At 70.0% G+C, this 17,402-nt stretch carries 17 protein-coding genes and 1 tRNA gene; 11 read left to right on the forward strand and 7 right to left on the reverse strand.

All coding sequences use genetic code 11. The features are described 5' to 3' along the window. The first annotated feature begins 238 nt into the window (after positions 1-238). Both G6030_RS02180 and G6030_RS02185 read left to right on the forward strand, forming a co-directional pair. A complete protein-coding gene (locus G6030_RS02180) occupies positions 239-598 on the forward strand; it encodes a metalloregulator ArsR/SmtB family transcription factor (RefSeq protein ID WP_070721788.1) in 360 nt (119 codons plus the stop codon). After that, on the forward strand, positions 595-1,197 hold the full coding sequence (locus tag G6030_RS02185; RefSeq protein ID WP_106385994.1) for a cadmium resistance transporter: 603 nt from the start codon (positions 595-597) through the stop codon (positions 1,195-1,197). Before G6030_RS02180 ends, G6030_RS02185 begins: the two co-directional genes overlap by 4 nt. A 259-nt stretch (positions 1,198-1,456) precedes the next feature. Here the strand turns inward: G6030_RS02185 and G6030_RS02190 are convergent, their stop codons facing one another. Continuing rightward, a complete protein-coding gene (locus G6030_RS02190) occupies positions 1,457-2,416 on the reverse strand; it encodes a TIGR03620 family F420-dependent LLM class oxidoreductase (RefSeq protein WP_182642059.1) in 960 nt (319 codons plus the stop codon). A 146-nt stretch (positions 2,417-2,562) separates the two neighbouring features. On the opposite strand from G6030_RS02190, the gene G6030_RS02195 reads away from it, so the two are divergent. The 6 genes from G6030_RS02195 to G6030_RS02220 all read left to right on the forward strand — a co-directional run bounded on the left by G6030_RS02195 (position 2,563) and on the right by G6030_RS02220 (position 8,604). Continuing rightward, positions 2,563-3,798, forward strand: coding sequence for an acyl-CoA dehydrogenase family protein (locus tag G6030_RS02195; protein WP_182642060.1), 1,236 nt, complete (start codon positions 2,563-2,565; stop codon positions 3,796-3,798). Between the two features lie 51 nt (positions 3,799-3,849). Continuing rightward, entirely contained in the window at positions 3,850-4,326 is a 477-nt protein-coding gene (locus G6030_RS02200) for a hypothetical protein (RefSeq protein ID WP_182642061.1), read from the forward strand. An 87-nt stretch (positions 4,327-4,413) separates the two neighbouring features. Then, on the forward strand, positions 4,414-5,316 hold the full coding sequence (locus G6030_RS02205; RefSeq protein WP_182642062.1) for an SDR family oxidoreductase: 903 nt from the start codon (positions 4,414-4,416) through the stop codon (positions 5,314-5,316). Between the two features lies 1 nt (position 5,317). Continuing rightward, a complete protein-coding gene (locus tag G6030_RS02210) occupies positions 5,318-7,141 on the forward strand; it encodes a glycoside hydrolase family 15 protein (protein ID WP_182642063.1) in 1,824 nt (607 codons plus the stop codon). Continuing rightward, positions 7,138-8,103, forward strand: coding sequence for a TIGR03885 family FMN-dependent LLM class oxidoreductase (locus G6030_RS02215; protein ID WP_182642064.1), 966 nt, complete (start codon positions 7,138-7,140; stop codon positions 8,101-8,103). The genes G6030_RS02210 and G6030_RS02215 overlap by 4 nt, the downstream gene beginning before the upstream one ends. Before the next feature lie 117 nt (positions 8,104-8,220). Beyond that, positions 8,221-8,604 (forward strand): hypothetical protein, encoded by a 384-nt coding sequence (locus tag G6030_RS02220; RefSeq protein ID WP_347238548.1) that lies wholly within the window; start codon positions 8,221-8,223, stop codon positions 8,602-8,604. Here the strand turns inward: G6030_RS02220 and G6030_RS02225 are convergent. From G6030_RS02225 to G6030_RS16815, 6 genes are all read right to left on the reverse strand, one after another. Beyond that, complete coding sequence (locus G6030_RS02225; protein WP_182642065.1) at positions 8,601-10,058, reverse strand: NAD-dependent succinate-semialdehyde dehydrogenase; 1,458 nt, start codon at positions 10,056-10,058, stop codon at positions 8,601-8,603. The genes G6030_RS02220 and G6030_RS02225 overlap by 4 nt on opposite strands. Positions 10,059-10,151: 93 nt before the next feature. Then, positions 10,152-11,573: a Re/Si-specific NAD(P)(+) transhydrogenase subunit beta gene (gene pntB, locus G6030_RS02230; RefSeq protein ID WP_182642066.1), complete on the reverse strand. Its 1,422-nt coding sequence runs from the start codon at positions 11,571-11,573 to the stop codon at positions 10,152-10,154. A gap of 4 nt (positions 11,574-11,577) precedes the next feature. Beyond that, entirely contained in the window at positions 11,578-13,164 is a 1,587-nt protein-coding gene (locus G6030_RS02235) for a Re/Si-specific NAD(P)(+) transhydrogenase subunit alpha (protein WP_182642067.1), read from the reverse strand. A 457-nt stretch (positions 13,165-13,621) separates the two neighbouring features. Then, a tRNA-Leu gene (locus G6030_RS02240) sits at positions 13,622-13,704 on the reverse strand. Between the two features lie 86 nt (positions 13,705-13,790). Beyond that, positions 13,791-14,315 carry a phosphotransferase gene (locus G6030_RS16810; protein ID WP_347238549.1) on the reverse strand — a complete coding sequence of 175 codons (525 nt, stop codon included), beginning with the start codon at positions 14,313-14,315 and terminating at the stop codon, positions 13,791-13,793. Next, positions 14,312-14,947 (reverse strand): hypothetical protein, encoded by a 636-nt coding sequence (locus G6030_RS16815; RefSeq protein WP_347238550.1) that lies wholly within the window; start codon positions 14,945-14,947, stop codon positions 14,312-14,314. The genes G6030_RS16810 and G6030_RS16815 overlap by 4 nt, the downstream gene beginning before the upstream one ends. 170 nt (positions 14,948-15,117) lie before the next feature. On the opposite strand from G6030_RS16815, the gene G6030_RS02250 reads away from it, so the two are divergent. From G6030_RS02250 to G6030_RS02260, 3 genes are all read left to right on the forward strand, one after another. Next, positions 15,118-15,990 carry a DUF3662 and FHA domain-containing protein gene (locus G6030_RS02250; RefSeq protein WP_061228264.1) on the forward strand — a complete coding sequence of 291 codons (873 nt, stop codon included), beginning with the start codon at positions 15,118-15,120 and terminating at the stop codon, positions 15,988-15,990. Positions 15,991-16,075: 85 nt separating this feature from the next. Next, positions 16,076-16,534: an FHA domain-containing protein gene (locus G6030_RS02255; protein ID WP_182642069.1), complete on the forward strand. Its 459-nt coding sequence runs from the start codon at positions 16,076-16,078 to the stop codon at positions 16,532-16,534. Next, a partial coding sequence (locus G6030_RS02260; RefSeq protein WP_182642070.1) for a protein phosphatase 2C domain-containing protein occupies positions 16,531-17,402 on the forward strand: 872 nt, incomplete at its 3' end. The genes G6030_RS02255 and G6030_RS02260, both read left to right, overlap by 4 nt.

Here is a 17,402-nt window from a genome sequence, read left to right on the forward strand (position 1 = left end):
TGAGAACAGGACTACTGAGCAGAAACGACGCTAGCGCATAGGAGTGTTGACGACCAGAGCTCAGAAGCTGACAGCACTATGCCTGGTGAGATCTATGCTGACGTGCCGCTCACTTCGGAAAATGACAGAAACCTGCTCAAAAGTGGTCGCGGTCCTTGACGGTGTCTAGTGTCTTGAAAACCTTTAGGTTCTTAAGGCGCCTTCTCGACAGTTCAGCGACCACTGTATAGTTCAACATATGCTGACTGTTGCTTCTCGTGTGGATGTGATGAATCGGTTGGGGCGGGCGATGGCCGATCCGACGCGGTCCCGGATACTGCTGACGTTGCTGGAGCGGCCGGCCTATCCGGCGGAGCTGGCCCGGGACTTAGAACTGACGCGTTCGAACGTGTCGAACCATCTGGCGTGCCTTCGCGACTGCGGGATCGCGGTCGCCGTGCCCGAAGGCCGCCAGACCCGCTATGAGATCGCAGATCCGCACCTGGCGCAGTCACTAGCCTCCCTGGTCGAGGTCACCCTCGCCGTCAACGAGAACGCCTCCTGCCTGGACCCAGCCTGCTCAGCGCCGGGTTGTTGCGACACGGGGTCGGGCGCGTGATCCTGACCTCGGCCTTGCAGGCGATCGGCCTGTTCATCGCCACCAACATCGACGACATCATCGTCCTCTCACTGTTCTTCGCCCGCGGCGCAGGCCAACGTGGAACCACCGCCCGCATCCTGGCCGGCCAGTATCTCGGGTTCGTCGGCATCCTCGGCGCCGCTGTACTCGTCTCCCTGGGCGCGGGCGCATTCCTGCCCCCAGAGGCCATCCCCTACTTCGGACTGATCCCATTGAGCTTGGGACTGTGGGCCGCGTGGCAGTCCTGGCGAGGGACCGATGACGATGACGACGACGCAAAAATCGAGGGCAAGAACGTCGCCGTGTGGACCGTCGCCGGCGTCACCTTCGCCAACGGCGGAGATAACATCGGCGTCTACGTCCCCGTCTTCCTCAACGTGGGCACGGGAGCCGTGATCGCCTATTGCATCGTGTTCCTAGTGCTGGTAGCAGGACTGGTGGGCCTGGCCAAGTTCGTCGCCACGCGCCGGCCGATCGCCGAAGTCCTGGAACGCTGGGAACACATCCTGTTCCCGATTGTCCTGATCGGCTTAGGCGCCTTCATTCTGATCAGCGGCGGAGCCTTCGGGCTCCAATAAGGCTCTTCTGTGCCGCAAATGAGCGGTCTCGGAAGACCGCCACTGAGAGGTCAGCTCCACAGCACGAATGGCGGTCCCCCGACCGTCCCGCACGGGTGTACTCGACAAACCACATTGCTGCTAAGGAGTACTGGGGAGATCTACGAGCGTCGCCAGCGGTCAGTGGCGCGGATCAACCGGCTCTCCGAAAAAACAGAGACTGACAAGCCCCTCTGGCAACCGACGCGTCTCCAGTCGGCAAAACCTGTCGGGCCAGGCGTCAGCCGAGCAGCCCCTCGGCCGCGATCCGCCAGTCCTCGACCGGCGGCGTCAGCACGTTCTCGCCGAGCACCTGCACCAGCACGGTCGAGGCCCCGGCGTCCAGGTGCTCCTGCACACGCGCCCGCGTCGCCTCGACCCCGCGGGTGACCATCGCGTGCTTGAGCCGGTCGCTGCCCCCGCGCACGTAGTCCGACTCGTCGAACCCCTGCCTGGTCCACGAGTTCCGATAGTTCGGCAGGCCCGTATAGACGTTGAGGTGATCGTGGGCCCGCGACCGCCACACCTCGTCGTCGTCGTCGACCCCCTCGGCCACCACCGCGGCGTGCTCCACGACCAGGGCCGGCCCGTCGTCGGCGGTCCCGCCGAGGATCTCGCGCGCCCGCGCGGTGTGCTCGGGCAGCGTCAGGTACGGGTGGGCGCCGGCGGTGCGGTCGCGCGACAACTCGAGCATCTTGGGGCCGAGCGCGGCGAGCACGACCGGCGGCATCGTGTCCTCGCCCGCCGCCATGGGTTGAGTCCGTTCGAGCGCGTCGAGGTACTCACGCATCGCCGACAGCGGCCGGCCGTAGTGGTGACCACGGTGGCGCTCGACCAGCGGCGCGTGCGAGACGCCGAGACCCAGGACGAACCGGCCCGGGTGCATGGCCTCGATCGTCCGGGCGGCCGCCCCCGCCGCCGAGGCGTCGCGGCCGTAGATGTTGGCGATGCCGGTACCGATCGCCATTCGGCGCGTGGCGCCCAGGTACAGCTGCGCGGCGGTGAACGCCTCCCGGCCCACGGCCTCGCCGAACCACAGCGAGCCCCAGCCCTGGTCGTCGAGCTCACCGAGGACGTCGGGGATCGCCGCCGGCGTGAGTCCCTCGAGCGAGCCGGTCCACAGGCCGATCCGGCCGAGCTGCTCGCGACCTGCGGGGTGGTGGCGGACTCGGGGGGACGCACTGTCCTGGAGGGCACTCATGTCCCCGAGTGTGCCCGACCCCGTCGTCGCCGGGCCGGCCATTCGCCGCAAACGGCCGCGGCCGTCGACCCGGTCGCGACACACTGAGCTGACACGTGTTGCAGTGACACGCGGCACACCCCGGGCACCGAGGAGACGAGACGCCGATGTACGAGTGGTCCGAGACCGACCTGATGATCCGCGACGCCGTGCGCGGCTTCATCGCCAAGGAGATCCGCCCCCAGCTCGACGCCCTGGAGAGCGGTGAGATCCCGCCGTACCCGATCATCCGGAAGCTGTTCGCCGAGTTCGGCATCGATGCCATGGCGCGCGACGGGGTCGAGAAGATGCTGGCGAAGGAGCGGGCGCGGGCCGAAGGCGACGCGGCGGGCGGCTCCGGCGACGCCCTCAGTGGCCGCGATTCCATGATGGCGGTCGTGATCAGCGAACTGGCCGGGGCCTGCATGGGGCTCGTCTCGGCGCTCGGCGTGAGCCTCGGGTTGGGCGCCACCACGATCGCGTCCCGCGGCACGCTCGAGCAGAAGGAGCGCTGGCTGCCGGGGATTATGACCATGGAGAAGGTGGCGTCCTGGGCCATCACCGAGCCGGACTCGGGCTCGGACGCCTTCGGCGGGATGCGCACCTACGTGCGGCGCGACGGCGACGACTACATCCTCAACGGCCGCAAGACGTTCATCACCAACGGCCCGTACGCCGACGTGATGATCGTCTACGCCAAGCTCGACGAGGGCGATCCGGCGGTGGGCCCGCGCGACCGCAAGGTCCTCACGTTCGTCCTCGACAAGGGCATGGACGGGCTCACCCAGGGCCCGCCGTTCAAGAAAATGGGCCTGCACAGCTCCCCCACCGGCGAGCTGTTCTTCGACGACGTGCGCCTCGGCCGGGACCGCCTGCTCGGCGGGTCCGAGACCGGTCGCGGCGGCGACGGGAAGGAGTCCGCGCGGTCGAGCTTCACCGCCGAGCGGATCGGGGTGGCGACCATGGCGCTCGGGATCATCGAGGAGTGCCGCCGGCTGTGCATCGAGTACTCGCGGGAGCGGACGCTGTGGGGCCAGGAGATCGGCCGGTTCCAGCTCATCCAGCTCAAGCTCGCGAAGATGGAGGTCGCGCGGATGAACGTGCAGAACATGGTCTTCACCTCCATCGAACGCGCCCGCGCCGGCAAGCCGCTGTCGCTCGCCGAGGCGTCGGCGATGAAGCTGTACTCCTCCGAGGCCGCCACCGAGGTCGCCATGGAGGCCGTGCAGTTGTTCGGCGGCAACGGCTACATGGCCGAGTACCGGGTCGAGCAACTCGCGCGTGATGCCAAGTCGCTCATGATCTACGCCGGCAGCAACGAGATCCAGGTGACGCATATAGCCAAGGGGCTGCTCGCGCGCTGAGAGCCGTGTCGTTCCGGTTGCCGTGCGCGTCCGGACTCGTACCGTCATATCATGGCCACCGAGATGTTGCACACCTACATGCAGGACCACCACGCCGGTGCCGCCGCCGGGATCGACCTGTTCCGGCGCGTCGCCGAGGACCACAACGACCCCCACGTCCGAGAGGTCGTCGGCCGGATCGGCGACGAGACCGTCGAGGACCTCAAAGCCCTCGAGGAGCTCATGACCCTGGCGGGAACGTCGCCGTCGCTCCGCAAGGACCTGCCCGCCAAGGCATCCGAGAAGCTCGGCCAGCTCAAGCCCAACCGCCGCATCGCCGACCGGTCGCCGCTCAGCGACCTGGTCGAACTCGAGGCGCTCACTCTTGCGGTGACCGGCAAGAAGATGGGCTTCCGGGCGCTGCTGGAGATCGAGGACCCGCGCCTGCCGAGGCCGACGCTGCAGAACCTCTTCGACCGCGCCGAGCAGCACGCCCGCGAGTTGGAGGAACTGCGCGTGAAGTGCACCGGCGTACTCAAGCAGAACTAGACGCGCCGCGGGAGCCGGCCGCCCGCACCGACCGCCCTGGCGGGTCGACCGGTGTGCAGGCCCCGCGGTCTTCGTTACGTTCGGGGCATGGGTACCACGAGCGACATCGCAGACAATGCGCAGCAGATGGTCAACGACTCCGGCGGGTTCCCCGCCCAGGAGCAGGAGCCGCCCGGGCTGACGTCCCGGATGGACCCACGGCCCGACCACGGCGAGCACAGCTATCGCGGGTCCGGCCGACTCGAGGGTCTCAAGACGCTCATCACCGGCGGGGACTCGGGGATCGGGCGGGCCGCCGCGATCGCCTTCGCCCGCGAGGGTGCCGACGCGGCGATCTCCTACCTGCCCGTCGAGCAGCCGGACGCCGAGGAGACCGCCGAGTGGATCGAGAAGGCCGGACGCCGCGCGGTCCTGCTGCCGGCAGACCTGCAGGACGAGGCGCAGTGCCGGAAGGTCGTGCGTGACGCCGCCGAACAGCTGGGTGGACTCGACGTCCTCGTCAACAACGCCGCCTACCAGCACGCCCGCGGCGACGGGCTGGAGACCATCGACTCGGAGAATCTCGACCGGGTGATGAAGACCAACCTCTACGCGACCATCTGGGCCAGCCAGGAGGCGCTGCAGTTCCTCGGCCGCGGGTCGTCGATCATCAACACGACGTCCATCCAGGCCTACCAGCCGGCGCCGCCGCTGGTGGACTACGCGGCGACCAAGGCCGCGCTCAACAACCTCACCGTCAACCTGGCCAATGAGCTGGGCGAACGCGGGATCCGCGTCAACGCCGTCGCTCCCGGGCCCATCTGGACGCCCCTGCAGCCGGCGACCCAGGAGCCCGACAAGCTCGAGCAGTTCGGCGGCGACACCCCGCTCGGCCGCGCCGGGCAGCCCGGCGAGTGCGCAGGCGCGTACGTCTTCCTCGCCTCGCCCTCCGACGCCAGCTTCGTCTCCGGCACGGTACTGGGGGTGACGGGCGGCAAGCCCATCTTCTGACATGTCGACCCCCCTCGAGGAGTACGCCCTTCTGTCCGACCTCCGGACCGGCGCGCTCGTCTCGCGCGACGGCAGCATCGACTGGCTCTGCCTGCCCCGGTTCGACTCCCCGGCCATGTTCACCGCGCTGCTCGGCGGGCCCGAGGACGGCCGGTGGCGGCTGTCGGCCGTCGACGGCGAGGTGATCGAGCGGCGCTACCTGCCGCTGACCTTCGTCGTGGAGACGACGTGGCGCGGTCCGCGCGGCATCGCCCGGGTGACCGACTTCCTGCCGCGCAGCACCGATCAGGGTGACCTCGTCCGCCGCGTCGAGTGCCTCGAGGGTGAGATCGAGGTGGAGCACGACCTGCGGCTGCGATTCGACTACGCCCGCGCGACGCCGTGGACCCGGGAGGTCACGCTCGACGGCGGCGAGCGGGCGCTGCTCTCCCTGGCCGGCCCGGACGCCATCCTCGTGAGCGGCCCGATTCTGACGTGCCCGGACGCCGAGGTCGGCACCGCCACCGGCGGACAACGGGCCACTCGACTGGAGGGCAGATTCGCCCTGACCGCCGGCGAGATCGCCGCATGGGACCTGACGTGGTTCCCCTCGCACCAGGACCCGCCCGCCCCGCCGGACACCGAGCAGGCCCTCGACGCCACGGTCGGCATGTGGCGCGAGTGGGCCGACCAGCTGTCCGTCGACGGCCCCTACCGGGAGGAGGTCGTCCAGTCCCTGCTGGTGTTGCGCGCACTGACGAACCTCGACACCGGCGGCATCGTGGCCGCCCCCACCACGTCGCTTCCGGAGGAGTTCGGCGGCGGCCGCAACTGGGACTACCGCTACACCTGGCTGCGCGACGCCGCGTTCACCATCGAGGTCGTGGTGGCGCACGGGCTCACCCGGGGCGCGACCCTGTGGCGCGACTGGCTCCTGCGCGCGGTCGCCGGCGACTCGCAGGACGTCCGCATCATGTACGGGCTCTCGGGCGAACGACAGTTGCGCGAAGAGGAGCTCGACCACCTGTCCGGGTACGAGGACTCGCGCCCGGTCCGCATCGGGAACGGGGCCGCCGATCAGTACCAGGCGGATGTCGTGGGCGAGGTGATGATCGCCCTGCACGAGCTGCGCGCGGCGGGTGTGGACGAGAACGAGTACACCTGGGGGCTGCAGAGGAGCCTGCTGGCCTACGCCGAGTCGAACTTCGAGCGCGAGGACCACGGGATCTGGGAGATGCGCGGCGACACCCACCACTTCACGCACGGCCGCGTGATGATGTGGGCGGCGTTCGACCGCGGGATCCGGGCGGTCGAGGAGTTCGGCCTCGACGGTGACGTCGATCGGTGGCGCGAGCTGCGCGCCCGGCTCGTCGAGGAGATCGAGACCCACGGATTCGATCCCGACCTGAACAGCTACACCCAGACCTACGGGAGCCGAGAGGTCGACGCCTCCCTGCTCCAGCTGCCCCACACGGGCTACCTCGCCTTTGACGACCCGCGCATGCTGGGCACGGTCGCCAGGATCGAGCAGGACCTTGTCACCGGGTTCGGGCTGGTCAACCGCTATCGGACCGCCAGCGGCATGGACGGCGTCGGCGGCACCGAGTACCCGTTCGTGATGTGCACGTTCTGGCTGGTCGAGCAGTACGCCTGCAGCGGGCGACTCGCCGATGCCGAGCGGCTGATGGCCGATATGCTGGCGTGCGCGAGCGACCTGGGCCTGTTCGCCGAGGAATACGACCCCTCGAGCGGTCGACAGGCGGGCAATTTCCCGCAGGCGTTCAGCCACATCGGGTTGATCCGCGCCGCCGACGCCATCCGCGCGGCCAAGGGGACCGAGCGATGACCGACTACGGGTTCCACGCCTCGCACGAGCAGATCTCCCCCGGTCGACTCCTCGCCGACGTGCAGCGGGCCGAGCAAGCGGGGTTCCGCATGGCGATGTGCTCCGACCACTTCGCGCCGTGGTCGGTCCACCAGGGCCACTCGGGCTTCGCCTGGTCCTGGCTGGGCGCCGCGCTGGCCACCACCGACCTCGAGCTGGGCACCGTGTGCGCACCCGGGCAGCGCTACCACCCCGCGGTGGTCGCCCAGGCGTCGGCGACCCTGGCGCAGATGTTCCCCGGGCGCTTCTGGCTGGCCCTGGGCAGCGGCCAGAACATGAACGAGCACGTCACCGGTGACCCGTGGCCCGCCAAGGACATCCGTCAGGCGCGGCTCGAGGAGAGCGTCGACGTCATCCGCCGACTGCACGCCGGTGAGGAGGTCACCCACCACGGACTCGTGGAGGTGGACCGGGCGCGCGTGTACTCCCTGCCCGACACCCCGCCGCCACTGCTCGGGCCCGCGCTCACCCCGGCCACCGCCGAGCGCGCCGCCGCCTGGGCGGACGGCCTCATCACCGTCAACGCCGACCTCGAGACCGTGAACGGGATCGTGCGCTCCTACCGCGGGGCCGGCGGGCGCGGGCCGCTCGCCCTGCAGGTCCACATCTCGATCGCCGACACGATCGGCCGGGCCCGTGACCTCGCCCGCGAGCAGTGGCGCAACAACGCGGTCGACTCACCCCTCGACGCGGACCTGGCCAACCCGGAGGAGCTCGACCTCGCCGGGCGGTACCTGCCCGACGAGAAGATCGCCGAGGCCGTGATCGTCACCGACTCCGTCGACGACCTCGTCGGGCGACTGCGTGAATTCGAGGAGCTCGGCTTCGAGCGGATCTACCTCCACCACGTCGCGCGGGATCAGACGCCGTTCCTCGAGCTCGCCGAGCAGGAACTCCTTCCCGCCCTCCACGGTTCCACGTGAAACTGGCGGGCGTGCTGCCCGCTCGGCGCGTCTCGCCGACGCCCACGGAGGGGTTCGGACTCGTGGTGGGACGGCTCCCTCGACACGCTCGAACGGCGGGCACCTGCAGCCCGCCGGGTGCCCGCCGCTCCTCGTCGTCGTCCCCTCCTGCACCTGGTCGCCGGTGTCATCGGCACGCTGCTGATCGGCGTCCTCGCCGATCCGGCCTCGCCCGTCGGCGAGGCCGGGCTACTGTACGGCGGCGGGTTCGGGCCGCTCGGGGCGCAGGCCCTGGCCACGCTCGCCGTGGTCGCCTACTCGTTCGTGGTGACCCTCCTGATCGCCGTGGTCTTCGACAAGGCGATGGGCCTGCGCGTCACGGAGGAGGACGAATTGGAGAGCCTGGACAAGGCCTACCACCGCGAGATGGCCTACTTCCAGGACGGGCCGGGCACGCGCGTCGAGAAGTCGGACGCGACCCCGCCGGAAGCGACGGGCGGAGCGGACCCGGTCGCTCTCTAGACGTTGCGGATCGCGACCGCGCGGGTGTTGAGGTAGCACTCCATGGCCTCGGGCCCGCCCTCCGAGCCGTGCCCCGAGTCCTTGATCCCGCCGAACGGGAGCTCGGCGGACGGCATGGACGGCATGTTGACCCACAGCATCCCCACCTCGACCCGCCGGGTCAGCAGGTCCGCGTTCGCCAGCGAGCCGGTGAACGCGTAGCCGGCCAGGCCATACGGCAGCCGGTTCGCCTCGGCGATGGCCTCGTCGAGCCGGTCGAACCCCCGGATCCCCGCGACGGGGCCGAACGGCTCATCGTTGAAGAGGCGTGCCTCGGTCGGCACCTCGTCGAACACGGTGGGCGCCCAGTAGTTGCCCGCCTCGCCGATCCTGTGGCCACCGGTGAGCACCTGCGCGCCGCGGTCCACGGCGTCAGCGTGGAACTCACCCATCGCGGCGAGCCGGCGGTCGTTGGCCAGCGGGCCCATGGTCGTGACGTCCTCCAACCCGCTGCCCACCCGGATCGCGTCGGCATGCCCGACCAGCGCGCGGGCGAACTCGTCGCGGACGCCGTTCTGCACGAGGAACCGTGTCGGGGAGATGCACACCTGGCCGGCGTTGCGGAACGTCATCGGCCCCATCGTCTTGAGCACGAGCTCGAGGTCGGCGTCGTCGCACACGATCACCGGGGCGTGGCCGCCGAGCTCCATGGAACTGCGCTTCATGTGCTGCCCGGCCAGGGCCGCCAACTGCTTGCCGACCGCGGTGGATCCCGTGAAGGTGACCTTGCGGATCACAGGGTGCGGGATGAGGTACCCGGAGATCTCCGCGGGGTCGCCGTACACCAGACCCAGCACGCCGGCCGGTAGGCCCGCGTCCGCGAACGCCCCGATGAGCGCCGCCGGACTCGCCGGCGTCTCCTCCGGCGCCTTGACGATCAGCGAGCACCCGGCCGCCAGGCCGGCCGCGATCTTCCGGACCACCTGGTTGACCGGGAAGTTCCACGGGGTGAACGCCGCCACCGGACCCACCGGGTCCTTGACCACCATCTGACGGATCGTGATGTCCGTGCGGTGCGGTACGAGACGCCCGTAGACGCGGAACCCCTCCTCGGCGAACCAGTCGATGATGTCGGCGGCCGCGAGGATCTCGCCCCTGGCCTCGCGGAGCGGCTTGCCCTGCTCGAGGGTCAGGGTCCGGGCGATCATCTCGACCCGGTCGCGCAACAACTCCGCGGCGGAGCGCATGATCGTGCTCCGCTTCGCCGGGGTCGTGTCACGCCACACCTCGAAGCCGCGCTCGGCGGCCGCGAGGGCTCGATCGAGGTCGGCGACGGAGGCGTGGGCGACCGTGCCGATCACCTGACCGTCGGCCGGGTTGAGCACGTCGATGGTGCGACCGTCGGCGGCGTCGGTCCACTGGTCGTCGATGAACAGGCGGGTGTCCGGATAGGCGGTGTGGGGTGCGGCGCTCATGCTCCCACTTCTACCCGCCCGGAACGCCGCAGGCCCGGACCCCGGGGAAAAGCCCCGCGGTCCGGGCCTGTGAACGGCCTGCGCGGCGTCGCGTCAGGCGCTCGCGCCCTGCTGCTCCTTCACCGCGGCCAGGATGTCGCCGACGCGGTCCTTGGCGTCGCCGAACAGCATCTGGGTGTTCTCGCGGAAGAACAGCGGGTTCTGCACGCCGGCGTACCCGGCGGCCATGGACCGCTTGAACACGATGACGTTCTCGGCCTCCCAGACGTGGAGCACGGGCATCCCGGCGATCGGGCTGCCCGGATCCTCGGCGGCGTCCGGGTTGACGGTGTCGTTGGCACCGATCACCAGGACGACGTCGGTGTCGGCGAAGTCGTCGTTGATCTCGTCGAGCTCGAGCACGATGTCATACGGCACCTTGGCCTCGGCCAGCAGCACGTTCATGTGCCCGGGCAGGCGGCCGGCGACGGGGTGAACGGCGAACCGCACGTCCACACCACGCTCGCGAAGCGTGCGGGTCAGGTCGGCGACCGGGTACTGCGCCTGGGCCACGGCCATGCCGTAACCGGGCGCGATGATCACCGAAGAGGCGCCGGCGAGCATCTCCGCGGCACCGGCCACGTCGATCTCGGTGTGCTCCCCGTGGTCCTTGCCCTCACCGGAGGCGGCCTCGATGCCGAAGCCGCCCATGATGACGGAGAAGAACGAACGGTTCATGGCCTTGCACATGATGTACGACAGGTAGGCGCCCGAGGACCCGACGAGCGCACCGGTGACGATGAGCAGGTCGTTGCCCAGCAGGAAGCCGGTCGCCGCGGCGGCCCAGCCCGAGTACGAGTTGAGCATCGACACCACCACGGGCATGTCGCCGCCGCCGATGGAGGCGACGAGGTGCCAGCCCAGCGCCAGGGCCAGGACGGTGACGACGATCAGCATCCACAGGGCGGGGCTGGCCACGAACCACACGGTGAGGATGACGAACGCCACGAGGATGCCGAGGTTGATGAGGTTCTTGCCGGGCAGCACCAGCGGCGCGGAGGCCATCTTGGCCGACAGCTTGAGGTAGGCCACGATCGAGCCGGTGAAGGTCACGGCGCCGATGAACACGCCGATGAACACCTCGGCGTGATGGATGCCCAGCAGCGAGCCGGTGAGCTCACCGTGCAGGTCGGGCTCGAGGTAGCCGTTCCAGCCCACCAGGACGGCGGCCAGACCGACGAACGAGTGCAGGAGCGCGATGAGCTCGGGCATCTCGGTCATCTGCACGCTGCGGGAGCGCCAGAGGCCGACGGCGGCACCGATGGCCACGGCGCCGACCATGAGGACGATGCCCAGGGTCGGGGGCTGGTGGTCCAGGACCAGGGCGATGGTCGCGATGAGCGCGAGCGCCATGCCGGAGATGCCGAAGGTCAGTCCCCGGCGGGCGGTCTCGTGTTTGGACAGTCCGGCCAGCGACAGGATGAACAGCAGCGCCGCGATCAGGTAGGCCGCATTGGCGGCGGAGTCGATCGACATCTTCTCAGGCTCCCTTCGAGAACATCGCGAGCATGCGACGGGTCACGGCGAAGCCGCCGAAGACGTTGATGGACGCGAGCAGGATCGCCACCACGGCCAGGACCAGACCCAGCGTGTTGTCGATACCGATCTGCAGCAGCGCGCCGACGACGATCACACCCGAGATCGCGTTGGTGACCGACATCAACGGTGTGTGCAGTGCGTGGTGGACGTTGCCGATGACGTAGTAACCGATGACGATCGCCAACACGAACACCGTGATGTGCCGGGCGATGTCACCCGGCGCGGCTGCCGTGAGAAGCAGCAGCAGCGCCATACCCACGGCGATCATGCCCAACTTCGCGGCCGGCGAGAGCTTCTTCTTCTCCTCGGCCGGCTCCGCCGTCGCCGCGGCCGCCGGTGCCGCCGGGGCCGCACTGACCTGCACCGGCGGCGGGGGCCACATGATCTCGCCGCCCTTGGTGACGGTCACGCCGCGCTGGACGACGTCGTCCATGTCCAGCGACCACAGGCCGTCCTTGCCCGGCGTGACCAGCTTGGTGAGGTTGACCAGGTTGGTGCCGTACAGCTGCGACGCCTGGGCGGGCAGACGGCCGGCCAGGTCGGTGTAGCCGATGATCGTCACGCCGTTGTCTGTCACCACGACCTCGTCAGGAACGCTGCCCTCGACGTTTCCGCCCTGGGCTGCGGCCATGTCGACGATGACCGAACCGCGCTTCATGGCCGCGATGTCGGCGGCGGTGATGAGCCGGGGCGCCTTCCGGCCCGGGATCAGCGCGGTGGTGATGATGATGTCGACCTCGGCGGCCTGATCGGTGTAGAGCTGGGCGGCCGCGCGGTCGTAGGCCTCACTCGTGGCCTTGGCGTAACCGTCGGTGGAGACGACCTTCTCCTCGTCGGGAACCTCGACCGGCAGGTACTCGCCGCCGATCGACTTGACCTGGTCGGCGACCTCGGGCCGGGGGTCGGTCGCGCGCACGATCGCGCCGAGGCTCGAGGCGGCGCCGATCGCGGCCAGACCCGCCACGCCGGCACCGGCGACGAGGACCTTGGCCGGCGGCACCTTGCCCGCCGCGGTGACCTGGCCGGTGAAGAACCGCCCGAAGTGATGGGCGGCCTCGATCACGGCTCGGTAGCCGGCGATGTTGGCCATGGACGACAGAACGTCCATCGACTGCGCGCGGGAGATGCGCGGAACGGCATCCATCGCCAGGGCGGTCACGCCGCGCTCGGCCAGCACCGTGAGCAGGTGCTCGTTCTGCGCCGGCGCGAGCAGGCTGACCAGCGTGGCCCCGGACCGGACCCGGGCCACCTCGGACTCGGTCGGCACGGCGACCTTCATCACCACATCGGACGACCAGGCGGCATCGCCGTCGACCAATTCCGCGCCGGCCTCCGCGTACGCAGCGTCGGCGAACTCCGCGCGCGTGCCGGCGCCCCGCTCGACCACGACCCGGTAGCCCAGGCCGATCAACTTCGCGACCGTCTCAGGCGTCGCGGCCACACGGTTCTCCGCCGGGTTGGATTCGGCGACCACGCCGATCACCGAAGGGGCGTCTGCGGTGTCCCGGAGATCTGTCTCCGGGGTCATATCAGGGATCTCTTCAAGGCTCGAGGCCATCGGGCATCCTTTTTTCGGGCGTTGCGACGGAGCCGGCGCGACCGCGCCGGCCCTGTCATGTCGTGTATCGGTGTTCTACTCATTGTCCACAGGCCCCGGAACGTGTTCTACCGGGGTGCGCGCTCCAGTCACCGATCCGAGATCAGAGCTCACGAAGCGGCTCGGGGTGGGATGGTGACCCCTGCTTCGTCCACCGATAAGGCATCGCCCTCCGGGGCGGGCAGGGTTGGCGCCACGTCTCCCGAAAGAACTTCTGGGAGAGCCTACGGGACACCTTGCGTGCTGAACGATCTCGATCAGGCGGTTTGGGCGACCTTGTGACGGATGCCATAGCACCAGGTTCCCACCTTCAGGCCCCGCGGAGCGAGGCCCAGAATGCACAACACCCCGGATCACTCGGTCGGTGATCCGGGGTCTTGATCCGCTGTGGGCGAAGGGGGACTTGAACCCCCACGTCCCGAAGGACACTGGCACCTGAAGCCAGCGCGTCTGCCATTCCGCCACTCGCCCGAGTAACGCTGGGATACGTTAACACGTCCCCGTCCGGCTGCACCAATCGCGTGGTCGGCCGACCGCGGCGCGGCCCGCTCGGGCACTCATCTCGGTCGCAGGCCGATCCTCCTCGGCTTGCGATGGCGCGCCGATGAACCGAACGGGACGAACCCCAGTACCGCGATCACCGCGAGGGCGGCCATCCCGCCCGCCACAGACCATGTCCCGGTCGCGGCCATGGCCGTGGCCACGAGAATCGTCGCGCTCATACTGAAGACCACGCTGAGCGCGAGCCGGTCGACCGCGTCGGCCCGCCGGCCCTCACGGCCCAGCCGCTGCCACAACCACGCGAGGAGCACGATCCGTTCGACCCCCACGTGCGTGTTCGCCAGGCGTTCGCCGGCGGCGTCGAGGTACCGCTCCACCGGGGTGGGGACGTCGAGCAGGCTGCACACCGCCGACCCGAGGTCGCCGGTTCTCGTGGAGAGATACCAGTGCACCAGATCGATGTCGGGCATGCCCGGGTCGAGCGCGTTCTCCCAGTCGACGATCCCGGTGACCACCGGCTCGTGTGCCACGTCGGACTTCAGGACGTTTCCGGGCCAGTAGTCACCGTGGACCCAGCTCACGGTGACCTCCGCGTCGAGTAGACCCCCTGCCCAGGTAGTCGGTGATGTGCCGCGTCGCGTGCGTGTGACGGGCCCCGTGCTCCGATTCCTCGAGCGCACGGAGCGCGGGGTCGAGCCAGCCCGCCAACACCCGGGGGGGTGACGGCCTCCAACCGCGCGATGGCCGAGTGGAGTCCACCGATGGCGGCCAGCGCGGCGCGCGCGGAGTCGGCCCCGAGCGCGCGACCCGGGAGCAGTGTCTCGCGGACGACCGTGCGGCCGCCGAACGTGGTCTGTTCGAGGATCTGCGGGAGCAGGCGGGCGAAGACGGCGTCGCCGATCCCCTGCAGCGTCGCGGCGGCGTCCACGTGGCGTGCGAGATTCCGGTCCGACGCGTCCGACGTGGAGACCTTGAGAGCGCAGTCGCCCTCGCGGGCGGTGACGGCGACGACCAGCGTGTCCGAATCGCTCTTCATCACGCGGGTCCGCGCCGTGGCGGGCAGTCCGCACGCCGCCAGCACCGAACGCAGCCGACGCCCGGAGTCACGTCTGGTGGCGCCATATCGGGCCGCCAGGGAGACCCGGGCCGCCACGGACCACAGTCCTCCGGTGGCCGAACCGCCGACGCCGAGGCCCGCTCGACCGGTCGCCACCACCGTCGACATCTGTCGGCGGACGCGCGCGGTGCTTTGGCGGCGGTGTCCGCTTCACGCGTGCTTCCGTTGGCCGTCGCCTCTATGATCGACCGGATGCCGCCGCGAGGCGGCGTGACCGCACCCGCCCGCGGACCGGGCGGACCGCCCGGACCGAGAGGAGAGTGAGCGTGGGAATCGTCGGCAAGTTCGAACGGACCCTCCAGGGTGCCGTGGGCGACGCGTTCGCCCGACTCTTCGGTGGCAGAGTGGTGGCGGCCGAGGTGGAGGCACAGCTGCGCAAGCAGGCGGAGGCCTCCCTCAAGGTGGTCGACGGCCACCTGCTGGTGTCCAACAGCTACACCATCACCCTCGCGCGCTCCGACTACGCGTCGTTCACCGAGGACGAGGCACTGGCCGTGAAGACCTTCTCCCGCCACCTGTCGGATCACATCAGCGAGCAGGGCTGGGAGACCTACGGTCCGGTCACGGTGACCTTCGTGGAGCGCGACGACCTCCACACCGGACAGATGCGTATCGACGGGGTCGTGGACCCCGATGCCGTCCCGTTCCACATCTCGGCCGCCGCGCCGGCACCGCGACCGGGTCATCCCGCGCCGTCGTCGCCGTCGCGCCGCGAGCCGAGTGCGAGCAAGGAGAACATCGACATGCAGGCACCCGCCTCCAACTATCCCGTCGCGGCCGAGACCGGTCCCCGCAGCTCCGGCTGGGGCGGCCCGTCCGACGCGCCCACCCAGATCACGCAGGGGCGCTCGTCCCTGGCGGTCACGCTGCACCTCGAGGACGGCTCGGGCCGCACCTTCCGCCTCCAGCGGGGCTCCAACCTGCTCGGACGGGGTCAGGACGCCGCGTTCCGACTGCCCGACACGGGCGTCTCGCGGCAGCACGCGGACATCCACTTCGACGGGCGGGAAGCGGTTCTCACCGACCTCGGCTCGACCAACGGCACCACGGTCAACGGCGGCCCGGTCCAGGACTGGCAGCTGGCCGACGGGGACGTGATCCGGGTCGGACACTCGGAGATCACCGTCCGGTTCGACTAGCCTCGACACGAATGACCCCCGGAACCGCCGGGGGCGGTGACACGTTGGTAGAGGTGACCCGACCGGCGAGGGGAGGACGGCACCAGTGCAGGGACTCGTTCTGCAGCTGTCGCGCGGCCTGTTGCTGGTGCTGCTGTGGCTCTTCATCTACCTCACGCTGCGCGCGCTGAAGACCGACGTCTTCGGCAACGTCGGCATGCGCTCGGCCGGCCGCACCGAGCGCCGCGGTGGCGTGTTCGGCCGGGGCGCCAAGGCCATCCGTCACCTCGTCGTCACCCAGGGCGCGCTGGCCGGCACCCGCATCACGCTGTCAGAGCAACCGGTCCTGCTGGGCCGCGCGGACTCGTGCACGTTGGTGATCGACGACGACTACGCGTCCAATCAACACGCCCGGCTGTCGCCACACGGCCCCGACTGGTTCCTCGAGGATCTGGGTTCGACCAACGGCACCTATCTGGACAGGACGCGGGTGACGACCCCCGTCAAGGTGGCCGCCGGCACGCCGATCCGGATCGGCAAGACCGTGATCGAGCTGCGCGCGTGACCCCGGCGCTCGTCTACACCGCCAGGTCCCATCTGGGGATGGTGCGGGAGAACAACGAGGACTCGGCGTATGCCGGCCCGCGCCTGCTCGCACTGGCCGACGGGATGGGCGGTCACGCGGCGGGGGAGATCGCCAGCCAGTTCGTCGTGGCCGCGCTGGCCCGGCTCGACGAGGACGAGCCCGGGCAGAACCTCACCGCCGCCCTCACCCGCGCGCTCACCGTCGGCAACGAAGCGATCGCCGCCCACGTGGAGGCGCACCCGGAGACCGAGGGGATGGGCTGCACCGCCACGGCGCTGCTGTTCGACGGCCGCCGGATGGGTCTGATCCACGTCGGTGACTCGCGCGCGTACCTCCTGCGCGACGGGACGCTGAGCCAGATCACCAAGGACGACACGTTCGTGCAGTCCCTCGTCGACCGCGGGGAGCTCTCCGCCGACGAGGCGCACACCCATCCGCGCCGCTCGCTCATCCTCAAGGCCCTGACCGGCGAGCCGGTGGAGCCGACCGCCGTCATCCGCGAGGCCCGCGTGGGCGACCGCTACCTGCTGTGCTCGGACGGTCTGTCGGACCCCGTGAGCACGGAGACCATCGCCGAGACGCTCGCCACGGGCACGGTCGAGGAGGCGGCGGACCGGCTGGTGCAGCTGGCGTTGCGATCGGGCGGGCCGGACAACATCACCGTCGTGCTGGCGGACGTCGTGGACTCGCCCCGCGAGGCGTCCGTGGTCCCCGTGGTGGTCGGCGCGGCGTCCGGCGACGAGCCGGGCCAGATCGACCCGGCCGCCGACCCGTACTCGGACACCGCGGCCGGGAAGGCCGCCGCGTTCTCCCGCGCCCAGGTCGCCTCGCGCGGCGGGGAGGTCGA

It is taken from the genome of Dietzia sp. E1, assembly GCF_014145015.1.
GTDB classification, from domain to species: domain Bacteria; phylum Actinomycetota; class Actinomycetes; order Mycobacteriales; family Mycobacteriaceae; genus Dietzia; species Dietzia cinnamea_A.

Coding starts and splice junctions, on each gene's coding strand:
- G6030_RS02180 (WP_070721788.1), top strand. CDS start 239: ATGCTGACTGTTGCTTCTCGTGTGGATGTGATGAATCGGTTGGGGCGG.
- G6030_RS02190 (WP_182642059.1), bottom strand. CDS start 2,416: ATGAGTGCCCTCCAGGACAGTGCGTCCCCCCGAGTCCGCCACCACCCC.
- G6030_RS02195 (WP_182642060.1), top strand. CDS start 2,563: ATGTACGAGTGGTCCGAGACCGACCTGATGATCCGCGACGCCGTGCGC.
- G6030_RS02200 (WP_182642061.1), top strand. CDS start 3,850: ATGGCCACCGAGATGTTGCACACCTACATGCAGGACCACCACGCCGGT.
- G6030_RS02205 (WP_182642062.1), top strand. CDS start 4,414: ATGGGTACCACGAGCGACATCGCAGACAATGCGCAGCAGATGGTCAAC.
- G6030_RS02210 (WP_182642063.1), top strand. CDS start 5,318: ATGTCGACCCCCCTCGAGGAGTACGCCCTTCTGTCCGACCTCCGGACC.
- G6030_RS02215 (WP_182642064.1), top strand. CDS start 7,138: ATGACCGACTACGGGTTCCACGCCTCGCACGAGCAGATCTCCCCCGGT.
- G6030_RS02225 (WP_182642065.1), bottom strand. CDS start 10,058: ATGAGCGCCGCACCCCACACCGCCTATCCGGACACCCGCCTGTTCATC.
- pntB (WP_182642066.1), bottom strand. CDS start 11,573: ATGTCGATCGACTCCGCCGCCAATGCGGCCTACCTGATCGCGGCGCTG.
- G6030_RS02235 (WP_182642067.1), bottom strand. CDS start 13,164: ATGACCCCGGAGACAGATCTCCGGGACACCGCAGACGCCCCTTCGGTG.